Origin of the sequence: Brevundimonas alba, assembly GCF_011927945.1 — a bacterium.
Taxonomy (GTDB): domain Bacteria; phylum Pseudomonadota; class Alphaproteobacteria; order Caulobacterales; family Caulobacteraceae; genus Brevundimonas; species Brevundimonas alba.
Genome location: NZ_JAATJM010000001.1, coordinates 838813 through 865213, shown reverse-complemented (window position 1 = coordinate 865213; position 26401 = coordinate 838813). Strand labels below are relative to the sequence as shown.

26 protein-coding genes are annotated in these 26401 nt (G+C 67.6%); 16 read left to right on the top strand and 10 right to left on the bottom strand.

The annotated features are described in order from the left end of the window. Window positions 1-28: 28 nt before the first annotated feature. On the bottom strand, window positions 29-661 hold the full coding sequence (gene maiA, locus GGQ87_RS04260; protein ID WP_168045450.1) for a maleylacetoacetate isomerase: 633 nt from the start codon (window positions 659-661) through the stop codon (window positions 29-31). Continuing rightward, window positions 658-1311, bottom strand: coding sequence for a fumarylacetoacetate hydrolase family protein (locus GGQ87_RS04255; RefSeq protein WP_168045449.1), 654 nt, complete (start codon window positions 1309-1311; stop codon window positions 658-660). The genes maiA and GGQ87_RS04255 overlap by 4 nt, the downstream gene beginning before the upstream one ends. Window positions 1312-1443: 132 nt before the next feature. On the opposite strand from GGQ87_RS04255, the gene GGQ87_RS04250 reads away from it, so the two are divergent. The 3 genes from GGQ87_RS04250 to GGQ87_RS04240 all read left to right on the top strand — a co-directional run bounded on the left by GGQ87_RS04250 (window position 1444) and on the right by GGQ87_RS04240 (window position 2486). After that, a complete protein-coding gene (locus GGQ87_RS04250; RefSeq protein ID WP_168045448.1) occupies window positions 1444-1824 on the top strand; it encodes a glycine zipper domain-containing protein in 381 nt (126 codons plus the stop codon). Next, window positions 1824-2228, top strand: a complete 405-nt coding sequence (locus tag GGQ87_RS04245; protein ID WP_168045447.1) for a hypothetical protein — start codon at window positions 1824-1826, stop codon at window positions 2226-2228. The genes GGQ87_RS04250 and GGQ87_RS04245 overlap by 1 nt, the downstream gene beginning before the upstream one ends. A 90-nt stretch (window positions 2229-2318) precedes the next feature. Next, the gene (locus GGQ87_RS04240; protein WP_168045446.1) at window positions 2319-2486 is read left to right on the top strand and encodes a DUF1328 family protein; all 168 of its coding nucleotides are present in this window, start codon (window positions 2319-2321) and stop codon (window positions 2484-2486) included. 67 nt (window positions 2487-2553) lie between these two features. Here GGQ87_RS04240 and GGQ87_RS04235 read toward each other — a convergent pair whose 3' ends face one another. The 3 genes from GGQ87_RS04235 to GGQ87_RS04225 are packed head-to-tail and all read right to left on the bottom strand — an operon-like array spanning window position 2554 to window position 4788. After that, window positions 2554-3405, bottom strand: coding sequence for a metallophosphoesterase (locus GGQ87_RS04235; protein WP_168045445.1), 852 nt, complete (start codon window positions 3403-3405; stop codon window positions 2554-2556). After that, the gene (locus GGQ87_RS04230; RefSeq protein ID WP_168045444.1) at window positions 3405-4391 is read right to left on the bottom strand and encodes a diacylglycerol/lipid kinase family protein; all 987 of its coding nucleotides are present in this window, start codon (window positions 4389-4391) and stop codon (window positions 3405-3407) included. The genes GGQ87_RS04235 and GGQ87_RS04230 overlap by 1 nt, the downstream gene beginning before the upstream one ends. 55 nt (window positions 4392-4446) lie before the next feature. After that, window positions 4447-4788 (bottom strand): hypothetical protein, encoded by a 342-nt coding sequence (locus GGQ87_RS04225; protein WP_168045443.1) that lies wholly within the window; start codon window positions 4786-4788, stop codon window positions 4447-4449. A gap of 161 nt (window positions 4789-4949) precedes the next feature. Here GGQ87_RS04225 and GGQ87_RS04220 point away from each other — a divergent pair, with 161 nt between their 5' ends. The 3 genes from GGQ87_RS04220 (at window position 4950) to GGQ87_RS04210 (ending at window position 8027) form a co-directional block, all read left to right on the top strand. Then, entirely contained in the window at window positions 4950-5291 is a 342-nt protein-coding gene (locus GGQ87_RS04220) for a YMGG-like glycine zipper-containing protein (protein ID WP_168045442.1), read from the top strand. 75 nt (window positions 5292-5366) lie between these two features. Then, window positions 5367-5813 (top strand): OmpA family protein, encoded by a 447-nt coding sequence (locus tag GGQ87_RS04215; RefSeq protein WP_168045441.1) that lies wholly within the window; start codon window positions 5367-5369, stop codon window positions 5811-5813. 66 nt (window positions 5814-5879) lie between these two features. Further along, the gene (locus GGQ87_RS04210; RefSeq protein ID WP_342448300.1) at window positions 5880-8027 is read left to right on the top strand and encodes a protein-disulfide reductase DsbD family protein; all 2148 of its coding nucleotides are present in this window, start codon (window positions 5880-5882) and stop codon (window positions 8025-8027) included. On the opposite strand, the gene GGQ87_RS04205 is transcribed toward GGQ87_RS04210, so the two are convergent. Further along, on the bottom strand, window positions 8024-8518 hold the full coding sequence (locus GGQ87_RS04205) for a hypothetical protein (RefSeq protein WP_168045440.1): 495 nt from the start codon (window positions 8516-8518) through the stop codon (window positions 8024-8026). The genes GGQ87_RS04210 and GGQ87_RS04205 overlap by 4 nt on opposite strands. 112 nt (window positions 8519-8630) lie before the next feature. On the opposite strand from GGQ87_RS04205, the gene pgi reads away from it, so the two are divergent. Further along, window positions 8631-10256, top strand: coding sequence for a glucose-6-phosphate isomerase (gene pgi, locus GGQ87_RS04200; protein WP_168045439.1), 1626 nt, complete (start codon window positions 8631-8633; stop codon window positions 10254-10256). A gap of 88 nt (window positions 10257-10344) precedes the next feature. Here the strand turns inward: pgi and GGQ87_RS04195 are convergent, their stop codons facing one another. Next, a complete protein-coding gene (locus GGQ87_RS04195; RefSeq protein WP_168045438.1) occupies window positions 10345-10773 on the bottom strand; it encodes a hypothetical protein in 429 nt (142 codons plus the stop codon). Between the two features lie 253 nt (window positions 10774-11026). On the opposite strand from GGQ87_RS04195, the gene groES reads away from it, so the two are divergent. Together groES and groL are read left to right on the top strand one after the other, a co-directional pair. After that, window positions 11027-11311: a co-chaperone GroES gene (groES, locus tag GGQ87_RS04190; protein WP_168045437.1), complete on the top strand. Its 285-nt coding sequence runs from the start codon at window positions 11027-11029 to the stop codon at window positions 11309-11311. Between the two features lie 53 nt (window positions 11312-11364). Beyond that, a complete protein-coding gene (gene groL / locus GGQ87_RS04185) occupies window positions 11365-13017 on the top strand; it encodes a chaperonin GroEL (protein ID WP_168045436.1) in 1653 nt (550 codons plus the stop codon). 114 nt (window positions 13018-13131) lie between these two features. Here the strand turns inward: groL and GGQ87_RS04180 are convergent, their stop codons facing one another. The 3 genes from GGQ87_RS04180 to GGQ87_RS04170 are packed head-to-tail and all read right to left on the bottom strand — an operon-like array spanning window position 13132 to window position 17586. Beyond that, a complete protein-coding gene (locus GGQ87_RS04180; RefSeq protein WP_168045435.1) occupies window positions 13132-14169 on the bottom strand; it encodes a hypothetical protein in 1038 nt (345 codons plus the stop codon). Next, the gene (locus GGQ87_RS04175; protein ID WP_425339266.1) at window positions 14162-16297 is read right to left on the bottom strand and encodes an ORC-CDC6 family AAA ATPase; all 2136 of its coding nucleotides are present in this window, start codon (window positions 16295-16297) and stop codon (window positions 14162-14164) included. Before GGQ87_RS04175 ends, GGQ87_RS04180 begins: the two co-directional genes overlap by 8 nt. Then, on the bottom strand, window positions 16294-17586 hold the full coding sequence (locus GGQ87_RS04170) for a metallophosphoesterase family protein (protein ID WP_168045433.1): 1293 nt from the start codon (window positions 17584-17586) through the stop codon (window positions 16294-16296). Before GGQ87_RS04170 ends, GGQ87_RS04175 begins: the two co-directional genes overlap by 4 nt. Before the next feature lie 422 nt (window positions 17587-18008). On the opposite strand from GGQ87_RS04170, the gene GGQ87_RS04165 reads away from it, so the two are divergent. The 7 genes from GGQ87_RS04165 (at window position 18009) to GGQ87_RS04135 (ending at window position 26397) form a co-directional block, all read left to right on the top strand. Further along, window positions 18009-18314, top strand: a complete 306-nt coding sequence (locus GGQ87_RS04165; RefSeq protein ID WP_168045432.1) for a hypothetical protein — start codon at window positions 18009-18011, stop codon at window positions 18312-18314. 240 nt (window positions 18315-18554) lie between these two features. Further along, a complete protein-coding gene (locus GGQ87_RS04160) occupies window positions 18555-19073 on the top strand; it encodes a helix-turn-helix domain-containing protein (RefSeq protein ID WP_168045431.1) in 519 nt (172 codons plus the stop codon). Then, the gene (locus GGQ87_RS04155) at window positions 19070-20329 is read left to right on the top strand and encodes a terminase large subunit domain-containing protein (RefSeq protein WP_342448299.1); all 1260 of its coding nucleotides are present in this window, start codon (window positions 19070-19072) and stop codon (window positions 20327-20329) included. Before GGQ87_RS04160 ends, GGQ87_RS04155 begins: the two co-directional genes overlap by 4 nt. A 93-nt stretch (window positions 20330-20422) precedes the next feature. Beyond that, entirely contained in the window at window positions 20423-20986 is a 564-nt protein-coding gene (locus GGQ87_RS04150; RefSeq protein ID WP_168045430.1) for a biliverdin-producing heme oxygenase, read from the top strand. A 1-nt stretch (window position 20987) separates the two neighbouring features. Next, window positions 20988-23123, top strand: a complete 2136-nt coding sequence (locus tag GGQ87_RS04145) for a histidine kinase dimerization/phosphoacceptor domain -containing protein (RefSeq protein WP_342448298.1) — start codon at window positions 20988-20990, stop codon at window positions 23121-23123. A gap of 89 nt (window positions 23124-23212) precedes the next feature. After that, window positions 23213-24715: an ATPase domain-containing protein gene (locus GGQ87_RS04140; RefSeq protein WP_168047305.1), complete on the top strand. Its 1503-nt coding sequence runs from the start codon at window positions 23213-23215 to the stop codon at window positions 24713-24715. Continuing rightward, window positions 24712-26397 (top strand): response regulator, encoded by a 1686-nt coding sequence (locus tag GGQ87_RS04135; protein ID WP_168045428.1) that lies wholly within the window; start codon window positions 24712-24714, stop codon window positions 26395-26397. Before GGQ87_RS04140 ends, GGQ87_RS04135 begins: the two co-directional genes overlap by 4 nt. Window positions 26398-26401 lie beyond the last annotated feature (4 nt).

Sequence of the window (26401 nt, the reverse complement as noted above, 5' to 3'; positions counted from 1 at the left end):
GGGAGGTCCGCTACGGGTATGGCCTGACTCAGTCGGCGTCCGGCTGGTTGTCGGGATGGGCGGCGACGAAGGCGGGGTGGGCCTGGGCCGCCGCTTCGATGGCCAGCAGGCGGGGGAAGGCGTCGAGCGGGACGTTGAACCTTCGGGCCGAATAGATCTGGGGGACCAGGTAGCAGTCGGCGAGTGTCGGCGTGGGACCGAAGCACCAGCCATTGCCGTGGGTCGCCACCAGCCGTTCCAAGGCCTCGAAGCCAGGCAGAATCCAGCGGGCGGCCCAGGCGTCGACGGCGGCCTGATCGGCGCCGAAGGTCTCGCGGAGGGCCTTGCCGACACGGAGATTGTTGAGCGGGTGGATGTCGCAGCCGACCAAGGCCGCCATGGCGCGAACGCGGGCCCGGTCGAGGGCGTCGGCCGGCAGCAGCGCCGGGGTCGGATGGGTCTCCTCCAGCCATTCGAGAATGGCGGGGCTCTGGGTCAGGATAGCGCCGTCCACCTCGAGCGCCGGCACCATGCCCTGCGGGTTGAGGGCCACGAAGGCCTCCGACCGCTGGGCGCCTGTGCGCAGGTCAACGCCGCTCTGTTCGTAGGCGAGGCCCTTGAGATTCAGGGCGAGGCGGGTGCGATAGGCCGCGCCCGATCGCCAGTAGCCGTGCAGGATCATCGCGGCCTCATGGTGAAGGTCAGGGTTTCGAGGCCGCCGATGGTCGCCTCGACCCGGTCGCCGGGCTGAAGCGGGCCGACGCCTTCGGGCGTGCCGGTGAAGATCAGGTCGCCTGGCTGGACCTCCCAGAGCGTGCGGGCCTTAGCCAGAATCTCGTCGGGAGCCCACACCATGTCGTCGAGTCGCCCCGACTGGCGGGTCTTGCCGTTGACGGACAGGGTGATCGGGGCCGCCGGATCAGGCAGCGCGCCGAGGGTCAACGGGCCGCAAGGCGCGGATTGGTCGAAGCCCTTGGCGGCGTCCCACGGGCGGCCCTTGGCCTTGGCGGCGGCCTGAAGATCGCGGCGGGTCAGGTCGCAGCCGACGGCCCATCCGGCGATCTCCCCGTCCTCGCCGATGGCGCAGACCAGTTCGACCTCGTGGTGCAGGTCCGACGTGGAGGTCGGGAAAAGCGGATCGGCTCCGTCGGTGACCAGGGCGTCCGCGGGCTTGGAGAAGAAGAAGGGTTCGGCGCGCTCGTGGCCCATTTCGCGGGCGTGGGCGGCGTAGTTCTGGCCGACGCAGAGGATGCGGCGCACCGGCAGCCGTTCGCGCCTGCCGAGGATGGGAAGAGAGACGGGCGGGTGAGGCGGGAACAACCAATCGATCATGCCGGTTTCTAGGACGACGAGCGCCGCTCCGCCAGCGTCTGCCATGCTGCGCTGCGGAACCGGCACGTCACAGTGGCGTTCCGGCTCAGGGTTCTCTATCTAACCGTCAAGCTTGCAAAGCGGAGCGCGCACATGGCCACCACCAAGGCAGCACGGACAGCCGTGAAGAACGACATCAATACGCTGAAAGACGATCTGAAAACCCTCGGCGCCGAGGAGAAAGCCCGGCTGCGCGAGAAGGCGACGGCGGCGGAAACCCGCCTGCGCGCCAAGGCGGCCGAGACCGAGGCCCGTCTGCGTGAGCAGAGCGAAGTGCTTCGCGAACGCGCCCGCGGCTATTACGACACCGCCCGGGTTCGTGGCCGGGAGTATTACGACGAAGCCTCCGAACGGATGGACGAGGCCCAACGCTATCTGACCGAGCGGGTGCAGGAGCGCCCGATGCAGTCGACCGCGATCGCCCTCGGTGTCGGCGTCGTTCTCGGCCTGCTGCTCGCGGGCCGTCGCCGCTGATGCTGGGCGGGCTGGGACAGAAGGTCGTCAGGAAGGCCGTCGCCGCCGCTGCGGCGGCGGGGGCGGCGCTGGTCGCTGTCATCGCGCTGGGGGCGACCGTATTCTACGCCCTGTGCCTCGTTCTCCTGCCGCTCGCGGCAGCCGCCGTGACGATGCTTTTGTTCGCCCTCGCCGCGCTCATCGTGGTGCTGGTCTTCCTGCGTCGCGAGGCGGAAGAGGACGAACTGGAGGATGATGAGCCCATGGGGATGGGTGAGCGCGCCTACACCCTGTTCAGGCAGCGGCCGATCCTCGGGACGGTGGCGGCTCTTGCGGGCGGCTGGATCTTCCTGCGCAACCCTGCCTTGGCCACCATGGTCGCGGCGGCCTTCACCGAGAAGTCGCACAGCCGCCGCCGCCGCTGAGGCGGAACACCAGAGCTTGCGAAACGTTGATCTGACAGGCGCGGTCTTGAGCCGCTCCCCTTTGGATCAACACTTTCGGGAGTAACGCTCATGCTTCGCTGGGCACTAATTTTCCTCGTGCTTGCATTGGTCGCGGGCGCCTTGGGCGCCGGTGGCGTCGCGGGTTTGTCGATGAACATCGCCTATGTGCTGTTCGTCATCTTCATCATCCTGCTGATCGTGCACTTCTTCCAGGGACGCCGAGGCACACGACTCTGAATCTGCGCAGGCTGCAGAAACTGAAGGGGCCGCGGTTCGCCGCGGCCCCTTTTCGTTTGTCCGGAGATCAGGTGGCGGCGCGTTCGCGTTCGCCGGCGACGTTAGGATCCGGCGCGGTGGACGGCTTGCGGGTGTCCTGACGGCGCGGCAGTTGCCACACCTGACCGGGCTCGAAGCGGTCGCCGGTCCAGGCGATGGCCGTGACCACGATCTCCCCCGCATCCCACTCGATCTGATTGAAGCTGGGCGGCGCGCCGCGCTCGCGATGCGACAGGGTCCCGCACCCGACAGCATAGGAGCAGTGGTCGCCCACATTGATCGGCAGGGCGAAGGGCACGTGCACATGGCCGGTCGTGATCAAGTCCACCCCGGCCTCGGCGAAGATCAGGGCCGCGTCGTCGCCGCGCTTGACGTCCCCGGTCATGGGGGTGCCGATCATCTCCACCAGCGGATGGTGGCAGGCGAGGATGCGCAGGGCGCCGGCGGGAGCCTGACGCAGGGCCTCGGCGGCCTTGCGGGTCTGGGCCAGATCGATGACCCCCTTGGACCAGTTGGGCCGCGCCTGCCAGCCACGCGCCGTGACCACGCCGCGCACCATCAGCGACGGGCTGAGGAACTGATGGTCGTGGGCCGGGTGGCCGATCGCCTGTTCGAAGGCCTTCCACGGGTGGAAAAGCCGCGCCGTCAGGCTCCAGTAGGGCACGTCGTGATTGCCGACGATGACGAAGGTTGGCTCCGGCATGCGGCGGATCCAGTCGCCGGCTGCGGCGAACTCGTCCGGGAAGCCCTTCTGGGTGACGTCGCCGGTGATCAGGATAAGGTCGGACGGCGTGCCGTGCGCATACTCCAGCGCGGCCGCGCAGGCCCGCCGGTGTTCGCAGCCGAAATGAACGTCCGAGAACTGGAGAATGCGCCCCACTAGACGCTGTCCTCCGCCGCCGCCGGGATCGGCGCCAGAGCTTGGAAGGCCTTGCGGATGAAGCGGACCTTCGCCTCGTGGCGCAGCAGCATGGGCTCGCCATCGATGACTGCCGGGATGCGCGAGCGGGCGCGCATCGCCACCCGCTGGGTCGCGCGGGTGGTCACCGCCGGGTCCTGGCGCCAGTCGTCGAAGACAGCGTGGGCCGCCATGCGAAACGCCTGTCCGGCATCGGCGGGGTTCATGACGGCGGCTTCGAGCCCGGTGTCCTCGTCCATCGCCCGCGAGATCATTGGGCTGATCAGCGCCAGGGCTTCCGCCCGCCGGGGAATGCCGCCGTCGAGCGTGAAGCGCATCTGGCCCGAGAAGGCCCGTTTCAGGGCACGGCGCGCATAGGCCCAGGCGAGACCCAGCTTTCCGACGCGGATCGCCTCGCGGGCCGGGGCCCACAGGGCCGGCGAGCCGAAGATGGCGGCGCAGTAGAAGGCCTTGGTGGTGTGCCCATCGCTGACCTCGCCACCGGCCACGCACTGAGGCGCACCCTCCTCCAGCGCGACCTTCAGGGCCGCCTTCCAGTCGGCGGTGCCGTAAAGGGCCTTGGGCAGCATATTCATGGTGCCGCCGGGTAATGGAGCGACCAAGGGGCCGTCCGGGCCCGCCAGTGCGGCGATGCTGCCGGCGGTGCCGTCGCCCGCGAGCACGAACAGGACGTCGGGCCTGGCGTCGAACGCTTCCTGAATCTGAACGTCGAATTGGCCCGGCTCCAGCGTCACCACCGAGGTTTCGCAGGCGTAGCCCTCGAGCAGGGCCTCGGCTTCCTCCGCCGCGCGGGGACCCACGCTGCCTGACAGCGGGTTCACCAGCACGATGACGCGGTTCAGCGGCACGTGCCGGGTCAGGACGCGCGGCTCCGCGGCCGGCGCCGCCTCGAGCGCGGTTTCGGTCGTGGGTGTACGGTCGGCCGTCGGCGTCAGGGTCGCGGTCATCCGGCCCGAACGTCCCGCCCGGAGCGATGTTCCGGGCGGGACGGCCGAAGCGTGACTATTGTTTCTTCAGCTCGTTCGAAGCCGCGGCCGCGCCGGCCTGGGCGGCGTCACCGGCCTTGACCGCAGCCGCGCCGGCGGCGTCGCCAGCCTGATCTGCGACCCTGGGCGCCTCGCCCTTGACCGTCGACACGGCCTTGGCGATCCAGCCGTCCATCATGGCCCCGCCTTCGGCCAAGGATTTCTCCTTGATGCCGAGAACAGCCGTCAGAACGCCGAAGATGGCCAGCAGGGTGACTATCAGGCTGATGAAAGGATTGCCGCGCCGGCGCTTGCTGCGCGCCCACACGGGACTGTGATCGCCGTCATCCGCCATGCGGACCGGTTCGGAAAAACGCATACGAAACCCCCGTCTCAAACCCCTTTCGGGGCCATCCGCACCCTCCGTGCGGCATACCGTAAAGCCTAATACAGGCTTAACCGACAGCATAGCGGGGGAACCGTCACGCTTATCCAGCATTATCACCCGTGGGGCGAACCCGAGGGATGAAGGATACACCCATGAAAAAGGCAATCATCGCGATCGCTGGCGCCGGTCTGCTGGCTTCGGCTTGCGCGAGCGACGGATACGGCGGCACCAATGAGACGGTCCGTCAGGGCGCCATCGGCGCCGGCATCGGCGCTGTCGCCGGCGCCATCATCGGCAACAACGTCGGCGACGGCAATGCCGGAACCGGCGCGGCCATCGGTGCGGTCGTGGGCGGCGCCGCCGGCGCGATCCGCGGCTCGCAGCAGGACCGTAACAACCAGCAGCGCTACCGCGACAGCCAAGGCCGGTACTACTATTGCTACGACGGCCGTCAGTCCGAGTGCTATTGGGAAAATGGCCAGCGCCGCTACTAGGCGCGGGTGGTTTTCCGTAAGTGATCAGGGCGGTTCGTCATCGGCGAACCGCCCTTTCTACGACAGGAGGGCGGGATGAAGGGGCTGTGGATTTTGCTGGGCGCCGGGGTGCTGGTCGCCGGGTGTTCGACGATACCGGGCATGCGGGACCGCAGCGAGCTGGTGACCGAGCCCGAGGTGTGCACGCCGAAGCGGTTCGAGGTCTATTTCCGCGACAGCGAGGCGGGGCTTACGGAGGCGGCGCGGCAGGCCATCGGACTGACGGCGACGCAGCTGCAGGGCTGCAACATTCGCGCGGTGCAGGTCATCGGCCTGGCCGACGCGCGGGGCGGTCCCACGGCCAATCTGGACCTGTCGGAGCGGCGGGCGCTGGCGGTGGCGGATGCGCTGATGGCGGCGGGCTGGCCCTCGCCCGTGTTCAATGTGGTCGTGGCGGGCGAGTCGGGGTCGGTGACCGCCGAGGGCGCCAGCGAGCCGATGCGGCGCCGGACCGAAGTGGTGGTGGACGCCGCACCGCGCTGATCCCGGGCTGATCTGAGACAGCACGACGCGTGACGCGGGCGGGTCGGCGCGGCTAAGGTCGCCGCCGTGATCCGTCTCCTGAAATTCCTCGTCCTGATCGGGCTCATGCTCGTTCCGTCGCTCGCAGCGGCGCAGGACGGGAGCGTGCAGCGCACCGAGCGCATCGCCGCCGAGCTCGTGCCCATGTCGCAATGGGCGGCGCCGGGCTCCACCGCCATCGTGGCCGTGCGGCAGGCGATCGAGCCGGGCTGGCACACCTATTGGCGCAATCCGGGCGATTCCGGTGGCCCGACCACCCTGACGTGGACGCTGCCGGCGGAAGCGACGGCCGGAGACATCGTCTGGCCGATGCCGGAGCGTCAGCGTCTGAAGACGCTGATGAATTTCGGCTATACGGGCGAGGTCTATCTACCGGTGCCGGTGACGATCCCCGCCGACGCGCGAGCGGGGACGACCCTGCCCCTGACGGTCAAGGCGCTGTTCTTCGTGTGCAGCGCCGACATGTGCGTGCCCGACGAACTGACCCTGTCGCTCGACCTGCCGATCCGCGACGGCGCGGCGCCGCTGGACCGTCGGCACGGCGCGGCCATCCAGCGTATCGTCCAGACCGCGCCCCGGCCCGCGGGCCTGACCGCCCGGATCACCCTGGGCGAGGGCTCCGCCACCCTGACGGCGACTGGTGGGGCGCTGGCCGGGCGCGATCCCGGACCGAGCTATTTCTTCCCGTTCGAGGCGGGCGTGATCACCCACGCGGCGACGCAGTCGGGCGGCTACGGGCCACAGGGGCTGACCCTCGCCCTGACGCCGGATAGCGGGCTGGCGCGGACGCCGGGGCCTGTGCGCGGCGTGCTGTCGACCGCGGTGGGAAATTTCGAGATCTCGGCGGAGGTCGGTCCGCCCCTGCCCGGGACCAGCGGCTCGGGCGACCTCGCGCCCGCGGCCGAAGGGCGGCCGTCTGGCAACGAGGCGCCTTCCACGGCGGGCTTCGTGCAGGCCGCCCTGTTCGCGCTGCTGGGCGGCCTGATCCTAAATCTGATGCCGTGCGTCTTCCCGATCCTCGCCATGAAGGCGGCGGCGCTGGCCGGGTCCGCCCATGATGCGCCGCGCGCCCGCCGGGACGGGCTGGCCTTCCTTGCCGGCGTTCTGGGAGCCTTCCTGCTGCTCGCCGGAGTGCTGCTGGCGCTCAGGGCTGCGGGGCAGGCGGCGGGCTGGGGCTTCCAGCTGCAGTCCCCGGCGGTGATCGCCGGGCTGGCGCTGCTGATGCTGGCGGTCGGGCTGAACCTGTCGGGCGTCTTCCATGTCGGCGCGGGACTTCAGGGTGTCGGGTCCGGCCCTCTGGCGAGGCTGGGCGGGACGGCGGCCGCCTTCCTGACCGGCGTGCTGGCGGTGGTGGTGGCCGCGCCCTGCACCGCCCCGTTCATGGCCGTCGCGCTGGGGTCGGCCCTGCTGATGCCGTGGCCGATGGCGCTGATGGTGTTCCTGATGCTCGGGCTGGGTCTGGCCCTGCCCTATGTGCTGGTCAGCCTGACACCCGGCCTGCTGTCGCGCCTGCCGCGGCCGGGGCCGTGGATGGAGCGGCTGAAGGGCCTGCTGGCCTTCCCGATGTACGGCGCTGCGCTCTGGCTGGCCTGGGTGTTCGGCCGGCAGACCGGCGGCGACGCGCTGGGTCTGCTGTTCGCGGGCGGTTTGCTGCTGGCCTTGGCGGTTTGGCTGCTCGGTCTCGCGCAGGCGGAGCGGGCTGTCGGGCGCCGGGGCGTCCTGCTGGGGTTGTCCGGAGTTGTGGCGCTCGTCCTGTCGCTGGCGTCGGCGGCCATGGCTGTGCGTCTGCCGGCCGAGCCCGCTCCGACGCCGGACTCCGCCGCGGGACTGGCCAGCGCGCCCTGGTCGACCGGGGCGGTGGACGCGGCCCTCGCCGAGGGTAGGCCTGTGCTGGTCAATTTCACCGCCGACTGGTGCGTGACCTGCAAGATCAACGAGGGCGGGGCCCTGACGTCCGCGCGGACCCGCGAGGCGTTGAGGGCGGCGAACGCCGTCTATCTGGTGGCCGACTGGACGCGCCGCGACGACGCGATCACCGCGGAGCTGCAACGGCACGGCCGTTCAGGCGTGCCGCTCTATCTGCTCTACACGCCCGGCAAGACGGAGCCGCGCATCCTGCCGCAGCTGCTGACCGAAGGCGTGGTGGTGGAGGCGCTGGCGAGCGCGGGCAACTAGGTCGGCACGCCCGACTGGGCGTCGGGCTGCGGCGGCGAGGTGATGACCTCGACGTTGTCGTTGAGCAGGTAGGCCAGCTCATCGAGGGCGACGCTTCGTGCGGCCGGGGTGGCGGCGGCCTCGACGGCGGCGACCTTGACCGGAATGTCTTCCGAAATGCCCCGCAGGATGCATTTCAGGTCGCCGTCCGTGCCACGTTGCTTGAGCACCAGATGACCCTGCATGTCCATGGCGGCGAGACCTTCGGCCTCGGTCTTGAAACGGCCGAAGACATCGGGCGTCAGAGACCAGCCCGGCGTGGAGGCCAGGTTCGCCCGCCACTGGTCGACGACGCCCTTGAGCGCGCCCGAGCGGAACACGATGTCGGCGAACAGGGGCTCTGCGGCGACTGAGACCGGCGCGTCGACGGCGGCGGGCGGCTGGGCCGCGGCGATGGCCACGTTCGGATCGGAGAGCAGCAGGGAGACAGCGAGGGCGACGCCGCAGGACATGGGGAACCTCTTGGGCGGACTCATTTGTGAGCCGAATCACGATTCGGCGTTGAACCGGCTTACGCCCCACCCGTAAACGAGGGTTTACCCTCCTCCGCATCGAGTTCGCCGAATGACCGCTCGCTCCCAGGCTTTCGACATGCTTCGCGCCGTGGCGCGGAAGGACGAGGGGACCCGCATCGTCCACCATTTCGCCACCGACCGCCGCCGCGTCGAGCGCATGGGGGTCGAGGCCGCGGGTCTGTATGTGGACCTGTCGAAACAGTCGTGGAGCGCCGAAGGGTTCGAGGCCGCCATCGATCTGGCGCGCAGCTGCGACGTCGAGGGGCGGCGGGACGCCCTGTTCGGCGGCGAGGCGGTCAACAACACCGAAGGGCGCGCCGTCCTGCACCCGGCGCTGCGGGCCGCAGAGGACGCGGAGTTCCGAGCCTTGGGCGAACCCGTGTCGAAGGAGGTTGCGGAGACGCGCCGGGCAATGGCGGCCTTCGCGACCGACGTCGGCTCGGGCGCCGAGACGGGCGGGACCAAACAGCCGTTCACAGCCATCGTCCACATCGGCATCGGCGGCTCGGATCTGGGGCCGCGCCTGCTGTGGGATGCGCTGAAGCCGCTGGAGCCGACGATCGACCTGCGCTTCGTCGCCAATATCGATCCGCGCGACATGGGCGAGGCGCTGGCGGGGCTGGACCCCGAGACCACGCTGGTTGTGGTCGTGTCCAAGACCTTCACCACCCAGGAGACGCTGGCCAACGCGGACCTCGCCAAGGCCTGGCTGGCCGAGAGCCTGTCGCCGCGCCGCATGGTCCGGCATCTCGTCGGAGTGACCGCAGCACCGGAGAAAGCGGAAGCATGGGGCTGCGGGCGGACCTCCGGTTTCCGGGACTGGGTCGGCGGTCGCTATTCCCTGTGGTCGTCAGTGAGTCTCTCCGTCGCGGTGGCGCTGGGTTGGGACGTGTTCGAACGGGTGCTGGCCGGCGCCCGCGCCATGGACGAGCATTTCACCACCGCCGATCTGGAGAAGAACGCCCCGGTGCTGATGGCGCTGGCGCAGGTCTTCAATGTCGAGGGTCTGGGGCGAGGCGCCCGGACGGTCGCTCCGTACGCGCATGGTCTGCGGCGGCTGCCCGCCTTCCTTCAGCAGCTGGAGATGGAATCGAACGGCAAGCGGGTGAAGCGGGACGGAACCCCGGTCGACACCGCTACGGGCCCGATTGTGTTCGGAGAGCCGGGCACCAACGGCCAGCATGCCTTCTTCCAGCAAATCCATCAGGGCCCGACGGTGGTTCCGGCGGAGTTCGTCGTGGTCGGCCATACCTCTGACGCCGCGCTGGACGCGCGCGAAGGGGACGCGCCGCTGTGGTCGAACGCCCTGGCGCAGGCGCAGGCGCTGATGGTCGGCAAGACGGAGAAGGACGCGCGGGCCGAGCTGCTGGCGGCGGGCGCTGATGCGGCCGAGGCCGACCGGCTGGCGCCGCACAAGACCTTCCCCGGCGACCGGCCCTCGACGACCATCCTGATGGACGCCCTGTCGCCGGAGGCGGTGGGGGCGCTGATCGCCCTGTATGAGCACAAGACCTTCGTCGAGGGCGTGATCTGGGACATCAACAGCTTCGACCAGTGGGGCGTCGAGCTGGGCAAGGTGCTCGCCAAGGCCATACTGAAGGACGTTCAGGCGGGCGAGCCGTCGGCCGGGCTGGATCCCTCGACGGCCGAGCTGATGAAGCGGTTGATGGTGTGATCAAGAAAAAGGCGGACGCTGTTTCCAGCGCCCGCCTTCCTCGCCCACGCCCGGCCAATACTCACGCGGCCGGACGAATGGAGACCTGCTACCAGCGACGGTCGTAGCGGTAGTCGCGGCGTTCATCGCGGCGGTCGCTGCGATAGTCGCGCTCGTAGCGGTAGCTGGAGTTGTAGTCGCGGCTGTCGATGCCGTGCTCGCGTTCCCAGTGGCCCTGGTTCCGGTAGCAGCGGCCGCCGCGGTAGTATCCGCAGTCGTCGCCATTGCTAGAGCCGGCGCTGACCGCCGCGCCGGCAAGGGCGCCGCCCGCGATATAGGTTCCGTCGCCATTGCCGATCAGGGCGCCGGCGAGCGCGCCGACGGCGGCGCCGAGCAGAACGTCGCCCGTGCGGTCATTGTCGCGGTCACGGTCGCGGTAGCGGCTCTGGGCGTCGGCCGGGGTAGCGGCGAACACGGTGAGAGCCATGGCGCCGACCATGGCGGGGGCGGCGACGGCGATCTTCGAAAACGTCTTCATGGTCGGTCCTTTCCCGGTTTCGCGCGATGTGCGCCGATGAGGCTCCTGTATGCGCCTGTCCGCCTGAACAGCCGGGGGTAAGAGGGTTCATCCGGCGTTCATCGCCGGAACCGCCGCGGCCAATTTTCGGCCACGGAGTCCTTGACGGCGCCGGAGCCGGGTCCTACCTGCCGCTCGCGTTAGCACTCGGGGGTTGCGGCTGCCAAAGCCGCGACCGGGCGCTCAAATCGAAACTGATTGGGAGATACTACAGATGGCGTTTCGTCCGCTCGGCGACCGCGTGCTCGTGAAGCGCGTGGAAGAGGAATCCAAGACCAAGGGCGGGATCATCATCCCCGACACCGCCAAGGAAAAACCGCAGGAAGGCGAAGTCGTCGCTGTCGGCCCGGGCGCCCGTGACGAATCCGGCAAGGTCAACGCTCTCGAGCTGAAGGCCGGCGACCGGATCCTGTTCGGCAAATGGTCGGGCACCGAGGTCAAGCTGGAAGGCGAGGACCTGATCATCATGAAGGAATCCGACGTTCTGGGCGTGCTCTGAGCCGCTGCGTCGACCCTTCTTCCCTGACAACACCGATTTAGGAGCCGCCACACATGGCCGCGAAACAAGTTCAATTCTCCACCGACGCCCGCGAGAAGATGCTGCGGGGCGTCAACGTCCTGGCCAACGCCGTCAAGGTGACGCTGGGCCCGAAAGGCCGCAACGTCATCATCCAGAAGTCCTTCGGCGCCCCGCGCTCGACCAAGGACGGCGTCTCGGTGGCCAAGGAAATCGAGCTGGAAGACGCCTTCGAGAACATGGGCGCCCAGCTGATCCGCGAAGTCGCCTCCAAGACCAATGACAAGGCCGGCGACGGCACCACCACCGCCACCGTCCTGGCCCAGTCGATCGTGCAGGAAGGCCTCAAGTCCGTCGCCGCCGGCATGAACCCGATGGATCTGAAGCGCGGCATCGACAAGGCCGTCGCCGCCGTCATCGCCGACATCAAGTCGTCGTCCAAGAAGGTCAGCGCCAACTCCGAGATCGCCCAGGTCGGCACCATCTCGGCCAATGGCGACACCGAAGTCGGCCAGATGATCGCCCAGGCGATGGAAAAGGTCGGCAACGAAGGCGTCATCACCGTCGAGGAAGCCAAGACCGCCGAAACCGAACTCGACGTCGTCGAGGGCATGCAGTTCGACCGCGGCTACCTGTCGCCCTACTTCATCACCAACGCCGACAAGATGGAGGCCCAGCTCGAGGAGCCGCTCATCCTGCTGTTCGAGAAGAAGCTGTCCTCGCTGCAGGCCATGCTGCCGATCCTCGAGGCCGTCGTCCAAAGCGGCCGGCCGCTGGTCATCATCGCCGAGGACATCGAGGGCGAGGCCCTGGCCACGCTGGTGGTCAACAAGCTGCGCGGCGGCCTTCGCGTCGCCGCCGTCAAGGCGCCCGGCTTCGGCGACCGCCGCAAGGCCATGCTGGAGGACATCGCCGTCCTGACCGGCGGCCAGGTCATCTCGGAAGACCTCGGCATCAAGCTCGAGAACGTCACCATCGACATGCTCGGCAAGGCCAAGAAGATCACCATCACCAAGGACGACACCACCATCGTCGACGGCACGGGTGAGAAGGCCGCCATCGAGGCCCGCGTCTCCCAGATCAAGAAGCAGATCGAGGACACCACCTCGGACTACGACAAGGAGAAGCTGCAGGAACGTCTGGCCAAGCTGGCCGGCGGCGTCGCGGTCATCCGCGTCGGCGGCTCGACCGAGGTCGAGGTCAAGGAGAAGAAGGACCGCGTCGACGACGCCCTTAACGCCACGCGTGCGGCCGTCGAGGAAGGCATCGTCCCGGGCGGCGGCATCGCCCTGCTGAAGGCGACCCGCGCGCTTGAAGGCCTGACCGGCGACAACGCCGACCAGACCGCCGGCATCGCCATCATCCGCCGCGCCATCCAGGCCCCGATCCGCCAGATCTCGGAAAACGCCGGGGTCGAAGGCTCGATCGTGGTCGGCAAGGTGCTGGAGAACTCTTCGGCCACCTACGGCTTCAACGCCCAGACCGAAGAGTATGGCGACCTGGTCGCCATGGGCGTCATCGACCCCGCCAAGGTGGTCCGCACCGCCCTGCAGGACGCGGCCTCGGTCGCCGGCATCATGATCACCACCGAAGCGGCCGTGGCCGACGCGCCGAAGAAGGCCTCGGCCGGCGGCGCCGGTGGCGGCATGGGCGGCGGCATGGGCGGCATGGGCGACATGGACTTCTAGGTCCGCGTCGCTCGGTCGCTACAGGCTGAGACAGGAAGGGCGCTCCCGGCGACGGGGGCGCCTTTTTTTGGCGGCTGCCGCTGGCACCAACGAGCGCCGAACAGCTCAGCTGCCTCAGAAGTAGGCGCTCGGCTCAAAACGGTCCTCGATCTCGTAGAGCCAGATTGGACCAAGGGGTGCTACGTCCAAGGGCTTGTACCGCTTCGGAACACGGCAGATTATCTCCAAGTTCGGCTCGCTCAACGCAGCCAAACCGAGGGCCAAAGCGTGTGGCTTCGAGCCCAGAGCGATTGCGCTGACGACTTCAGAACCGGAACTGCGGGCGAACGTCACTGCATGATCGGCCAAGGCAGATACATCGCACAGAGGGACGTTGATGCGGACGGCGTTGGGCTCTGAAAGCAAATCGTCCAAAGCTGCTCGTTCGCCTGGCAGAAGGAGTTCTGGTTGCTGAACGATGCTCTCTGTGATCAGCGCCAGACTTAGCATTACCGGCTCATATTTCTCTATGAATGGTAGAGAAAGGCCGATCTCTCCTCCCATAGCTACGATTATATCTCGGCTGTTAGGGATCGCGACATCCGCGCTGAAATAGGGCACCTGCAGCGAGGCCCATTCACCATCTGAAATGATGCTTCTCGGGTCTGGATTTGGTGATTGATCCGTATTGGGATCTGCTAACGAGTATGCTCCCTCCGCATATATGCAGTCGATACGGGAAATGTAGCCGTTAGCAAAGCCCATCCCCATAAGGAATAGAGAGTATGCTTTCGGCATGCAGGTGATGTCGACAAGAATCTTGATAGGTCGACCAACAACTGTCACACGCTCTGTTATGAGATCGACTAATCTGTCCGCGTTCTTCTGGAACTGGGTAGAACCCTGCAGCTCAACGATGGATATCTCGCCCGTCAAAGTTTGAAAGGTCTTCAAACTCTCCGCCTTTGCGGCTTCCATTTCCTCCGACGAGGAGGCGAATTTGAGCAGAGTGAGTGGGCTTTTCAGTTCTTTGATCGCAGAAACGGCCGAGGTCGCCCGGCGCTCCCAACTCAGGGCTGACAGGACGAGATCGTAAGCGCGGCAGAGATCTATGGAGGTATGCGGCCCGCTCTGTTGGAGAGACAGCGTTCCGACGATCAGAGGCTTATGCATCGGGATCGTCGCTGTAGAACTGAAGTGGCAGTTGGCCGAGACCGGACAGAGGCGTGCGATTCGCCATGTCGGTAGCCCAAGCCTTCGCATCGACCGGGACCCTTTCATCGCACAGCGCCCACAGGTCCGTGGCGGCGATCGTCACAACTTCATAAGCTCCCCGATATGAGAACCTGAAGTGAGGGGCGAAGCGCCGGTGGAGACGAAAGGAGATCGTCCGGCCGTGGTGATCGGGTTCGCCCGTGGTCTTGCTGGCATCGCTGGAGCGGGCTTCCGTTGTCCGAATGTAGCCTGCGATCTCAGCCTGCCTGATTGCTTTCCATACCGCCTGTTCGCGGCTGGGCGCTGCATCTCCGATGTAGTTTCTCGTCGGGGATGAGAACCGGATCGAGAATATTCCACGCTCTGCTCGACCCAAAACTGTGGGGTCTGAGGGGTCCGACTGAAGGAGTGAGGTGAGTTGGCCGAGGCCGTCGAGGAGCCGCAGAACAGCGTCTGCGGTGCGCTCCGCCCGGCCGCTTACTCCGTCGATGTAGGCTTCGCTGGCGTTGTAAATGCCCGTTGTTTGGGTGTCCCATCCTATCTGCGTCCGGGACGACGCAAACCGCTCAAGGCTCTCAGTGCTCCGGATATCAAAGCGATGGTCTTTGGCATAAGCAGCGTAGATTTCTCCCAGGATTTCCAAGAAATCGCGGATCGAACCGTCCGCTAGGGACACGACGGCGGCGGCCCCTCCCAAGGGAAGCCGCCGGAAGCCCAACGCGGCCGCAAAGTGCAATAAGGCTGCTCTTTGCTTACGCCGAATCCATGCTTGGAAAGCCGGTGTGTTGTAAGAACTTTCGTAGGCAGTCAGCTTCGCTTCATCTTGTGCGTCAAACGTGACCTTGAAGGAGTCTTCTCGTCCCTGCCACAGCAAGAGTAGGTAGGTCTGGTACAGCGGCAGGGGGCGGGATTTTGACGGCGCGCCAACGATCCCAAACGCACCCTTGGCCAGCGCTTGGAACCGCTCAGCAATAGATACCAGCAACTTTGGCATCGGACTGGCCGACCGTTGGGCGATGACCGCCATCATGTCGTTGACACCTCGCCTTCCCAAACGTGCGTCCAGTGGGAAAAAATCAGCCAGCGCCTTGTTTGCGTGTGCGGTCCTGACCGATTCTGAGACAGAAAACAGCAGCCGGAGGCTCACGACAGCTTGGCAGAGCTCGCGGAAATCCTCGTCCCCGCGATCATCCAACGAAATGACCCGCCGGTCGGCATCTGTGAGCGGTTGCTGGCCAAGAAAAGTTTCTGTGCTGTCGTAGAAGGCGCCAACCGAACTCACGACCCAAGAGACTGGAAACTGACTGGTCCTTACAAGGGAGTTGAGGCTTTTCTGCTGTAGGAGAGAAAGCACCTCACAATCGTCCAGACAAAACTTGAACGCAGGCTGCGTCCTGCCCAAGGGGGTTATAAGGCGAATAGAAGCTGAAAGCTGAGCCGCTACGTAGGCCAACAGTTCGCCGGGTTCGCGGCCAGGAAGGCGTTGATTTAGTTCTTGGATCAAGCCGCGACCTGCGGCCTCATTCATCCGACGGACCACTGTGCGCATTAAGCGCGAGACTTGGCTAAAGGTTTTCGGCGGCTCATCGGCGAACCCTTGCAGGGCGGGAAACTCGGCTAAGACCCCCCGAGCTAACGCCAACTCTTGGTCTGGTGAAATCTCCAAAAAGGCGTTTACTCGGAGGTCGTGACACGCGACTAGCGCCCGCTCGGCGCAGGTCAACTCGACCAACAAGGAAAAGTATCGGTGGAACTCTAGCGTAGGATCGGGAGCGTCTGGGTAAATCTCGGACCAAGAAGAGAATGACACGGCACTGCTCATGTGGTCTGGAAATCTAATGTAGATACCCAAATGAGCGAAATCGGATAACGACTTCTGCATCCGAAGAGACGTGTTCTTCGACAGATCTTCCCAGCATATACTTTTAAGAAGCGTGGTTTTACCGCTTCCCCGACTTCCTCTCACATACACAGATTTCTCTGCGGCCAATAGTTCTGCCGTCTTCGTAAACCAGATGAGCTGAAACCCATCTCGTTGGTGCTCCCAACGAGTGGGCCTAAAGGGATTGAGTGGTGTGGGGTTCATATTCTGGCTCCCACGATCCAAGACGAACGGTCTTCACGATAGTTCTCGATCGACACACTCCCATCTGACGCAAGTAGCTCCAAGGCTTCTTCGACATTCGCCTCCACATCTGTGTCGTAGATTGTTGTGGCCAGCTTCACCACGTCGCTCCAATACAGATCGTGAGTGGCCAATAGGGCCCCGTACAGCTGCGCCAACTGCCCGCTCGTCGAGCGGGTCTTCCGTCCGATCAGAGGAACAATGATGGGGCGCCGCGGTCTCAAAATGCCAGATTCGTTGAAGCGCCAGCCGGTCACCTGACAACTCAACGGGATTCCGCTCCGAGTGAATACCAGATCGAGAATGTTAAAGCCTGCGGTCGCCGCCGGCGCGGAAATCGAGACGACAGGATCGCCGCCGGGCACTTGGAGAATCTCAATGGGATCTTCGTGGATGTGACCGTGGAGATAAATAATAGGACGCCCCATCTCAGCGAGCGTGCTCCGAAAGGCTCCCGAGTTCACCAACTCGGTGTACGGAGCCAAGCGGGTTAGTCGTTGGGGGAGGATATTATGATGAGCGCACGCGACGAGAAGACCGCGCCTCTGAGTCTCACTCCCCTCGATCGCTAGCTCTCGAATCGTGTCCTCGCTGAACGCTGGGGTATCGAACTGCCGGTCATAATAGGCTCGTACGGTGCGTTCGTGCGCCTCAGGGTCGTCAGTCGGGTGCGCCAATGCATCCTCGATGGCTTTGGACACGCCTTCACGGAATTCCGGCGGGATGAATTCCTTGGAGCCGCAACCCCAACAACTATTGAGAAGGGCGATGTTCGCCACAGCGGCCCCATTCACGGCCTTCATCCAGATCGGCTTCAATACGGGAAGCGGAGGCAAGCCGTTCTGCGCCATTGCTTGCAGAAGCGGCCCGAATTTGGACGTTAGGTCTGACTCTGCGGCCAGGGTGCGGTTGATGTCATGATTTCCGGGGACGATACCAATCGGAAGGCCGGCAAAAGCGCCGGAAGTGCCAAGCTGCAGCGCTTGAGCGATGTACTTTGCCGAAGCGAGATAGCCGGCCTGATCGCCGATATCGGTGAGATCGCCCATGAAGAGCGCGGCTGAGATGCCGCCACGCTCCATGAGGCGGTAGATTTCCTTGAAAACCACTTTCGTCGGCTGGTCGGCGATGATGTTTCTGAGTTCGAGCGGAAACCGACCGTCTTTGTTATCGACGGCGCGCTTGATCTTCACCGCACCCGGGAGGTGAACATCCCCAACCTGAAGAAGCCTTAGACGAGGAAGAGGCAAGGAGCGTCTCTGCGGTCAACGTTCGGCAAGCGTAGCACTACCAGTGACATTAGCCATAACCGTTAGCCGCCCCTCGGGAACGATACACGGTGGCGACGATCGTTGAGCCACCCGCCCCGGCGCGCCTCAAGGACGCTGCGCGCCGCTCGCGCGGCAGGCCGGGACGGCCTGTCCTTGACCCGCGCCGGGTCGGGCGGCCGGGGCTGGGCGTGGCGGGCGCGCGGGGCGCGCCGGGCTGGGTGGAAGGGGCAACAGGCTGAGACCTGTGCGGTTGTTTCGCCCCTCCACCCTCCTTCGCCGCTGCGCGGCTTCGGACGGTCCCGTCGTCCGATCGCCTCCGGCGACCGTTCCTCCACCCCATCGCTGCGCGACAGGGAGGAGACGGGGGGTGAACCGGTGGCGTTGCGGGACGTTGGGCGGCGATGACCAGATTCAGGGATCCACAGACCTGCCGCCGCGCGCTGCGCGAGATCGGGGAGATCGCGGCGGTGGCGGGGCTGGAGGGCGGGCAGATGACCGACCAGGAGGCGCTGCAGAGCATCGCCGCCATCGCCGAATGGGTGCTGGACGAGGCGCCGGGGGCGCGGGCGGACTGCGGCGACGTGGTGCGAAGGCTGGAGCGGATGACGGCGGGGGTGGACTTCGAGGCGCTGGGAGACCGGGAGGCGCAGGCGCTGTTCGGGGAGGTGCTGGGGGTGTTGGAGGGGGAGACTTCGGCTGGGGCCTGACGGGGATTGGGGCGGAGGGAACAGCCCCCTCATCCGGCCCTCCGGGCCACCTTCTCCCTCGAGGGGAGAAGGAGTGGCGGAGCCGTGACGCTGTGCTGACAATCCGGGGATTTATAGTCGGATAGTGGGGGCGAAGGCGTGGGGGATCAGGGGGTTGGGGGATTCTCGATGCGACTTGTCAGCCGCACAAACGGGCGGGGGTAGACTTTCGGGCTGTTGGAGATGGCTCGGGAGACGGCGATGGAGGGGATTGGCGGGACGGGGGGCGAGGGGCGGCTGGCGGGGCGGCCGTATTGCCGGCGCTCTCAGGAAGAGTGGGCCGAGATACGGGCGCTGTATCGCGCGGGGGCGACGGCGAAGTCGCTGGCGGAGCGGTTCGGGGGGACCGAGCGGACCCTCTATACGCATGTGAGCAAGCACGGCTGTCTGAGGAAGGATCAGCCGGTGGTGGCGTGCGCCCTCGATGAGGGGGCGGTGCATGAGGCGGTGCGGGCGGGGCGCGGCTGCGCGGCGGACGCGCCGGTGCGGGCGCTGGCGGAAGGGGCGTCTCTGGGGGAGGCGGCGCGGGCGGCGGCGGAGACGGCGATCCTGATGCTGAGGGAGGCGCAGCCGGCGCGCAGCTACACCTATGCGCGGCTGGCGGGGCAGCTGGAGCGGCTGGCGCGGGGGTCGGCGGGGACGGACGGGAGCGATCCGGACGGGACGGAGCGGGGGCGGCAGGCGGCGCTGGACTTCCTGCGGCGCGAGGCTCTGGCGTGAGTGGGGGCGGGGGGCTGCTGGAGGCGGCGGCGCTGGGGGAGACGATGTGGGCGCGGACGGCGCATGACGGGCAGAGGGCGCCGGAGTGGGACTGGCGGACCTGGGTGTTTCTGGGCGGGCGTGGGGCGGGGAAGACGCGGGCGGGGGCGGAGTGGGTGTGGGAGACGGCGGCGCGGCTGGGGGCCGGGGGGCGGATCGCCCTGGTCGGGCCGACGCTGTTCGACGCTCGGTCGGTGATGGTGGAGGGGCCGTCGGGGGTGCTGAGCCTGCCGTACCGGTCGGGGGCGAAATATGTGCCGTCGCTGAGGCGGGTGACGTTTCCGGGCGGGGCGGTCGGGCTGCTGTTCTCGGCCGAGGAGCCGGAGCGGCTGAGGGGGCCGCAGTTTCATGCGGCCTGGGGGGATGAGGTGTGCGCGTGGGGGCGGGGGGAGGAGGTGCTGGCGATGCTGCGGCTGGGGTTGCGGCTCGGTGAGGGGCCGCGTCTGGTTTTGACCTCGACGCCCAAGCCGGGGCGGTTGATGCGGGGGGTGTTGGCGGAGAGCGCGTGCGCGCGGACGGATGCGCCGACGGCGGCGAATGCGGCGAACCTCGCGCCGGGGTTTCTGGAGGCGATGCAGGATCTGTACGGCGGGACGCGGCGGGCGGCGCAGGAGCTGGAGGGAAGGCTGCTGGAGGCGGAGGGGGCGCTGTTCTCGCTGGCGGATGTGGAGCGGGCGAAGGAAGCGGGGGCGGCGTGGGAAGGGGCGTGCGAGGTGGTGGTGGTCGCCGTCGATCCGCCGGCGGGGACGCTGTCGGGGCGGCCGAGGGATGCGTGCGGGATCGTGGCGGTCGGGCGGCGGGCTGGACGGCTGATGGTGCTGGCGGACCGGACGGCGGCGGGGCTGTCGCCGGAGTGCTGGGCCGCGCGGGTGCGGCGGACGGCGGAGGAATTCGGGGCGGCGCGGGTGGTGGTCGAGAGCAACAACGGCGGGGCCATGGCCGAGGCGGTGCTGAAGGCCTCGGGGCTGACGATGGCGGTGCGGCGGGTGCATGCGTCGCTGGGCAAGGTGGCGCGGGCCGAGCCGGTGGCGGCGCTGTACGAACAGGGGCGGGTGGCGCACGCGGCCGGGCTGGAGGCGCTGGAGGAGGAGCTGATGGGGCTGGGCGGGGAGGAGGCCGGCGGGCGCTCGCCAGACCGGGCGGACGCGCTGGTGTGGGCGGTCACGGACCTGATGCCGGGGCGTGGCGGAGCGGGGCCGAGAGTGCGGGTGCTGTGACGCCCCATCCTGTGACGCCCCATCCTGTGACGCTTTGGGCCTGTGTACGGTAGCGGTCTGGCGCGGGGCGGCGCGGTCGGGCAGAGGGGCCTTATGGCGACGCCGGAGATCATCGCGAGGCTGCGGGCGGCGACGGGGGCGGCGCATGCACGGCTGGAGGCGGCGCTGGATCTGGTGGAGCGGGTCGCGGACGCCGGTGAGCGGCGGCGGCTGGTGGCGGGGTTCCTGGCGCTGCACGAGGGGGCGGAGGCGCGGCTGGCGCCGTGGCTGGCTCCACACGCTGGACTGGAACCTGGAACCCGGTTGCGCGCTTCGTTGATCCGGGCCGACCTCGCCCTGCTGGGCGGGGCGGTGGAAACGGACGCGCCGCAGGCTCCGGAGGTCGGGTCGCTGGGGCGGGCGCTGGGGTGGCTCTACGTGCTGGAAGGATCGACGCTGGGCGGCAGGACGATCCATCGTGCGCTGGAGACGCGGGGGCTGGACGCGCGCGGGCTGGGGTTCCTGAATCCGTATGGCGAAGCGGCGGGGGCGCGGTGGCGCGCCTTCGTGGCCGAGCTGGACCGGCTGCATCGCACGGGCGAGGCGGACAGGGATGAGATCGTGGCGGGGGGCGTCGACGGGTTCGAACACGCTTCGAAGGTGCTGTGTGGAGCCTGATGTGAGCGAGACGACCGTCGAGGCGGCGCTGAACGACTGCGACCGCGAGCCGATCCATATCCCGGGCTCGATCCAGCCGCATGGCATCATGCTGGTGCTGGACGACGATGTGTCGACGGTGGTGCAGGGCGCGGGCGGGGTCGAGCGGCTGACCGGGCGGGACGACTGGGTCGGGGCGCGGCTGGAGACGCTGCTGACGCCGGAGATCGCCGAGGCCGTGGCCTCTCTGGAGCGGCCCGAGGGGCTGTCGTACGCGGGGCGCTGGCAGGCGGCGGACGGGGTCTGGCACGATGTGACGACGCATCTGGCGGGCGGCCGGCGGGTGGTCGAGGCGGAGCGGAGCAGCCAGGCGCCGGAGACGGGCATCGCCCTGCTGTCGCGGCTGGACCATGCGGCGGCGGCGTTCGAACGGGCGGGCAATGTGCGCAGCCTGGCCGCGCGGGCGGCGGAGGAGTTCCGCGAACTGACCGGCTTCGACCGGGTGATGATCTACCGCTTCCTCGACGACGAGGCGGGCAGCGTGCTGGCGGAGGCGCGGGCCGAGGGGATGGCGTCGTTCCTGAACCACCACTTCCCGGCGACGGACATCCCGCGGCAGGCGCGGGCGCTGTATGTGCGCAATACGGTGCGGGTCATCCCCGACGTCGGTTACGAGCCCGCGCCGCTGCGGCCGGCGCTGGCGGGGCCGCCGCTGGACATGAGCGACAGCGTGCTGCGAAGCGTCTCGCCGGTGCACATGCAGTATATGCGCAACATGGGGGTGGGGGCGTCGGCCTCGATCTCGATCGTGACGGACGGCATGCTGTGGGGGCTGATCGCCTGCCACCATGCGACGCCGAAGCTGATGACGCATGAGGTGCGGATCGCGGCGGCGGCGCTGGCGCGCGGGCTGGCGCGGCAGCTGAAGGCAAAGGACGAGGCGGACATCTATCGCGAGCGGGTGCGGCTGCGCGGGCTGGAGGACGAGCTGCTGGCGCGGATCCCGCTGGAGGAGCCGCTGGAGGCCTCGCTCGCGGCCAATCTGCAGCAGACGGTCGATCTGGTGCAGGCCAATGGCGCGGCGGTCATGCGCGGCAAGACGGTTCGAAGCGGCGGCGTCTGCCCGCCCGGGGACGCGATCGTCGCGCTGGGCAAATGGCTGGCCAGGACGGCGGCCGGGCGGGTGGTGACCACCAACAGTCTGGCGGAAATCTATCCGGCGGCGGAGGCGTGGTCGGCGGAGGCGAGCGGGCTGATGGCCTTCGTCATATCGGCCGAGGAGCCGTTCGTGGTGATGTGGTTCCGGGCTGAGACTGTCGAGGTGGTGCGCTGGGCCGGCGATCCGCACGCGGCGGTCAAGACGGGCCCGTCGGGCAAGCTGACGCCGCGAGCCTCTTTCGAGGACTGGACCGAGACGGTGCGGGGCAAGGCGCGGCGCTGGTCGACGCCTGAGATCGAGACCGCGGCTCGGTTCCGCGAAGCCTTGTTCGACCTGCGCTCGATGCGGCAGATGCGGGCGGTGAACATGAGCCTGCAGGAGACGGTGGCGGACAAGGACCTGCGGCTGGAGCATCAGGACTTCCTGCTGCGCGAGGTCAATCACCGGGTGCAGAACAGCCTGAGCCTGATCGCCAGCTTCCTGGCGCTGCAGGCGCGGGACAACGGCGGCGGTCAGTCGCCGGGGGAGGTGCTGAAGGAGGCGCAGCGGCGGGTGAAGGCCGTCTCGCTGGTGCACAGCCGCCTCTACAAGGCCGACCAGTTCGAGACGATCGATCTCGGCCGGTATTTCGGCGAGCTGATCGAGGACATGGGGCTGTCGTCGGGCGTGGAGTGGGCGTCGCATATACAGACCGAACTGGCCCCCATCAGCGTCCCGGCCCAGCGGGCGGTGACCTATGGGCTGGTGCTGACGGAACTGATGATCAACGCCCAGAAATACGCCTATGGCGGCAAGCCGGGGCCGCTGGGAATCGTGCTGGAGCAGGTGCGCGGTACGATCCGGCTCATTGTCACCGATCAGGGCGTGGGACAGGGCGAGACCGGCAAGGGCTTCGGCTCGCGAATGATCGAGAGTCTGGCGGGGCAGCTGGGGGCGACGGTCGAATACCAGAAAGCCCGGCCCGGATTGCGGGTGGTGCTGTCGGGGCCGGCGGCCTGACGGGCGGACCGCGGTCCGGGAAATTCCGATGTAACCCGTTGCGAAGTCGCGCGTTACGGCAAAGCTGAATCACAGAGACGTTGTTGAACATGCAGGACAAGGCGGAAGCACCAAAACCGGATCAGGCCCGTTTCGGGATCGCCGGGCTGGACGACATCCTCGCGGGAGGGCTGGAGCGCGACCGCATTTATCTGCTGGAGGGCAACCCCGGCACGGGCAAGACCACGGCGGCCATGAGCTTCCTGATGGATGGGGCGGAGCGCGGCGAGCGCTGCCTGTACGTGACCCTGTCCGAGACGGAGGAGGAGCTACGGGCCACGGCGCGGTCGCACGAGTGGTCGCTGAAGGGCATCGACATCTTCGAACTCGTGCCGCCGGAAAGCCTGCTGGACGAGCAGCAGCAGCAGAGCCTGCTGTATTCTTCGGACCTGGAGCTGGGCGAGACCACCCGGATGATCTTCGAGGCGGTCGAGAAGACGCAGCCGATGCGGGTGGTGGTCGACAGTCTGTCGGAAATCCGGCTGCTGGCGCAGGGATCGCTGCGCTACCGGCGGCAGGTGCTGGCGCTGAAACACTATTTCGCCAAGCGCGGCGTGACCGTGCTGCTGCTCGACGACCTGACCACGGACATCAACGACAAGACGGTGCACAGCGTCGCTCACGGCGTGATCCAGCTGCAGGAACTGGCGCCGGAGTACGGGGCCGAGCGGCGGCGGGTGCGGGTGATCAAATACCGCGGGCGGCGTTTCCGCGGCGGCTATCACGACTTCACCATCAAGACCGGCGGGCTGGAGGTCTACCCGCGCATCGTCGCCTCGGAGCACCGCACTGTCTTCGAGCGAACGCAGGCGACGAGCGGCGTGTCGGGGCTCGACGACTTGCTGGGCGGCGGGGTCGAGCGCGGCTCGAGCGCCCTGATCCTGGGGCCGGCGGGCACGGGCAAGTCGCTGTTCGCGCTGCTGTTCGCGGTGGCTGCGGTGAAGCGCGGCGAGAAGGCGGCGCTGTTCGTCTTCGACGAGGAGCTGGGGCTGCTCTACGACCGCATGCGCGGGCTGGGCATCGATCTCGAAGCCATGATCGAGGAAGGCTCGCTGATCGTCGAACAGGTCGACGCGGCCGAGCTGTCGCCGGGCGAGTTCGCCTCGCGGGTCAGGGACTGCGTAGGCAAGAAGCAGATCCGGACCGTCATCATCGACAGTCTGAACGGATACCAGGCGGCCATGCCGCAGGAGCAGTTCCTGGTGCTGCACATCCACGAACTGCTGCAGTATCTGAACCGTCAGGGCGCCTCGACCTTCCTGACCGTGGCCCAACACGGCCTGGTCGGCGACATGAAGGCGCCGGTCGACGTGACCTACCTCGCCGACACCGTGATCCTGCTGCGCTACTTTGAGGCGGCGGGCCATGTGCGGCGGGCCGTTTCGGTGATCAAAAAGCGCGCGGGCGGCCACGAGAAGACTATCCGCGAGTTCGACATCGGCCAGACGGGTCTGACGATGGGCGAGCCGCTGCATGGCTTCCAGGGCGTGCTGCGGGGGGTGCCCAACTTCGTGGGTCAGGGCTCCGGCCTGATGGGCGAAGCCTCCGCATGAGCCTTGGGGGCGACCTTTCCGAGCGCGCGCTTGTCCTTGCTCCCAGCGGGCGAGACGCCGCCATCGCCGCCGCCATCCTGAAGGAGGCGGGCGTGCCGGCGCTGGTCTGCAACAGCCTCGACATGCTGCACGAGCGGCTGGACGAGGGCGCGGGTCTGGCAGTGGTCGTCGAGGAGGCGCTGCGCGACTGCGATCTGACCGCCCTGTCGGTCTGGATCGAGGAGCAGCCGACCTGGTCGGACTTCCCCTTCGTGGTGCTGACCCAGCGCGGTGGGAGCGTCGAGCGTAATCCGATGGCCCAGCGGCTGTCGGTGACGCTGGGCAACGTCAGCTTCCTTGAGCGCCCCTTCCATCCGACGACGCTGGTCAGTGCGGTTCAGACGGCGCTACGGGGGCGTCGGCGGCAGTATGAGGCGCGGGAGCGGATCGAGGAAATCCGGCGCGGCGAGGCGCTGCTGGAGCGCCGGGTGGCGGAGCGGACCGGCGAGCTGGAGGCGGCGAATCGTCAGCTGGCCTCGCAGATCGCCGAGCGGGAGAAGGTCGAATCCGCCCTGCGGCAGGCGCAGCGGCTGGAGGCGGTCGGGCAGCTGACGTCCGGCATCGCCCACGACTTCAACAATCTGCTGACGGTAATCCTCGGCAACGTCGAACAGATGCGGAAGCACGCGGAAGACCCGGTGCTGAAACGCCGGCTGGCGATGATGAGCGAGGCGTCGCAGCGCGGGGCGAGGTTGACCGCGCAGATGCTGGCCTTCTCGCGCCAGCAGACGCTGGAGCCGAGGCCGGTCGATCTGAACGACACGGTTCGAAGCATGCGCGATCTGCTGCAGAGCACGATCGGCGGCAGCGTCCAGATCAATGCGCCGCAGCTGGCCGATGGCCTGTGGCCGGCGATGATCGACCCCACCCAGATCGAGCTGGTCATCCTGAACCTGGCGATCAACGCGCGGGACGCCATGGACGTCGGCGGAACCCTGACCATCAGCACGGCCAATGTGACGCTCGGCGAGCCGGACGCGCCGGAAGCGCCGCCGCCCGGCGAATACGTGATGGTGGCTGTGAGCGACAACGGCTCGGGCATGACGGATGAGGTGCGGGTCCGCGCCTTCGAGCCCTTCTTCACCACCAAGGAGGTCGGCAAGGGGTCGGGTCTGGGGCTGAGCCAGGTGTTCGGGCTGGCCAAACAGTCCGGCGGCGGCATCGGCATCGACACCGAACCGGGCCATGGCACGACGATCCGGGTCTATCTGCCCAAGGCCAGCGCTGCGCCAGTGGCGGAGAGTGACGAGGCGGGCGCGGCCCCATCGGCGCATGACGAGCATCTGGTCGTGCTGGTCGTCGACGACGACGATGCGGTTCGCGAGGTGACCGCCGGGTTGCTGGCGGACCTGGGCTACAATGTCGTGGAGGCAGGCAGCGGCGGGGCGGCGCTGGACATGATGGAGCGGCATCAGGACATCAGCGCCGTGGTGCTGGACTTCGCCATGCCCGGCATGAACGGGGCCGATCTGGCGCGGGAGCTGCGGGCGCGGAGGCCGCGCGTGCCGATTCTGTTCGCGACGGGCTATGCGGACGCGGAGGCGTTGACGGGCGTCGGCGACCATCAGATCGTGCACAAGCCGTTCGTGCAGGCGGAACTGGCGCGCAAGCTGGCGCGCAGCTTCGCCGCGGGCTCGGCCTGATCCG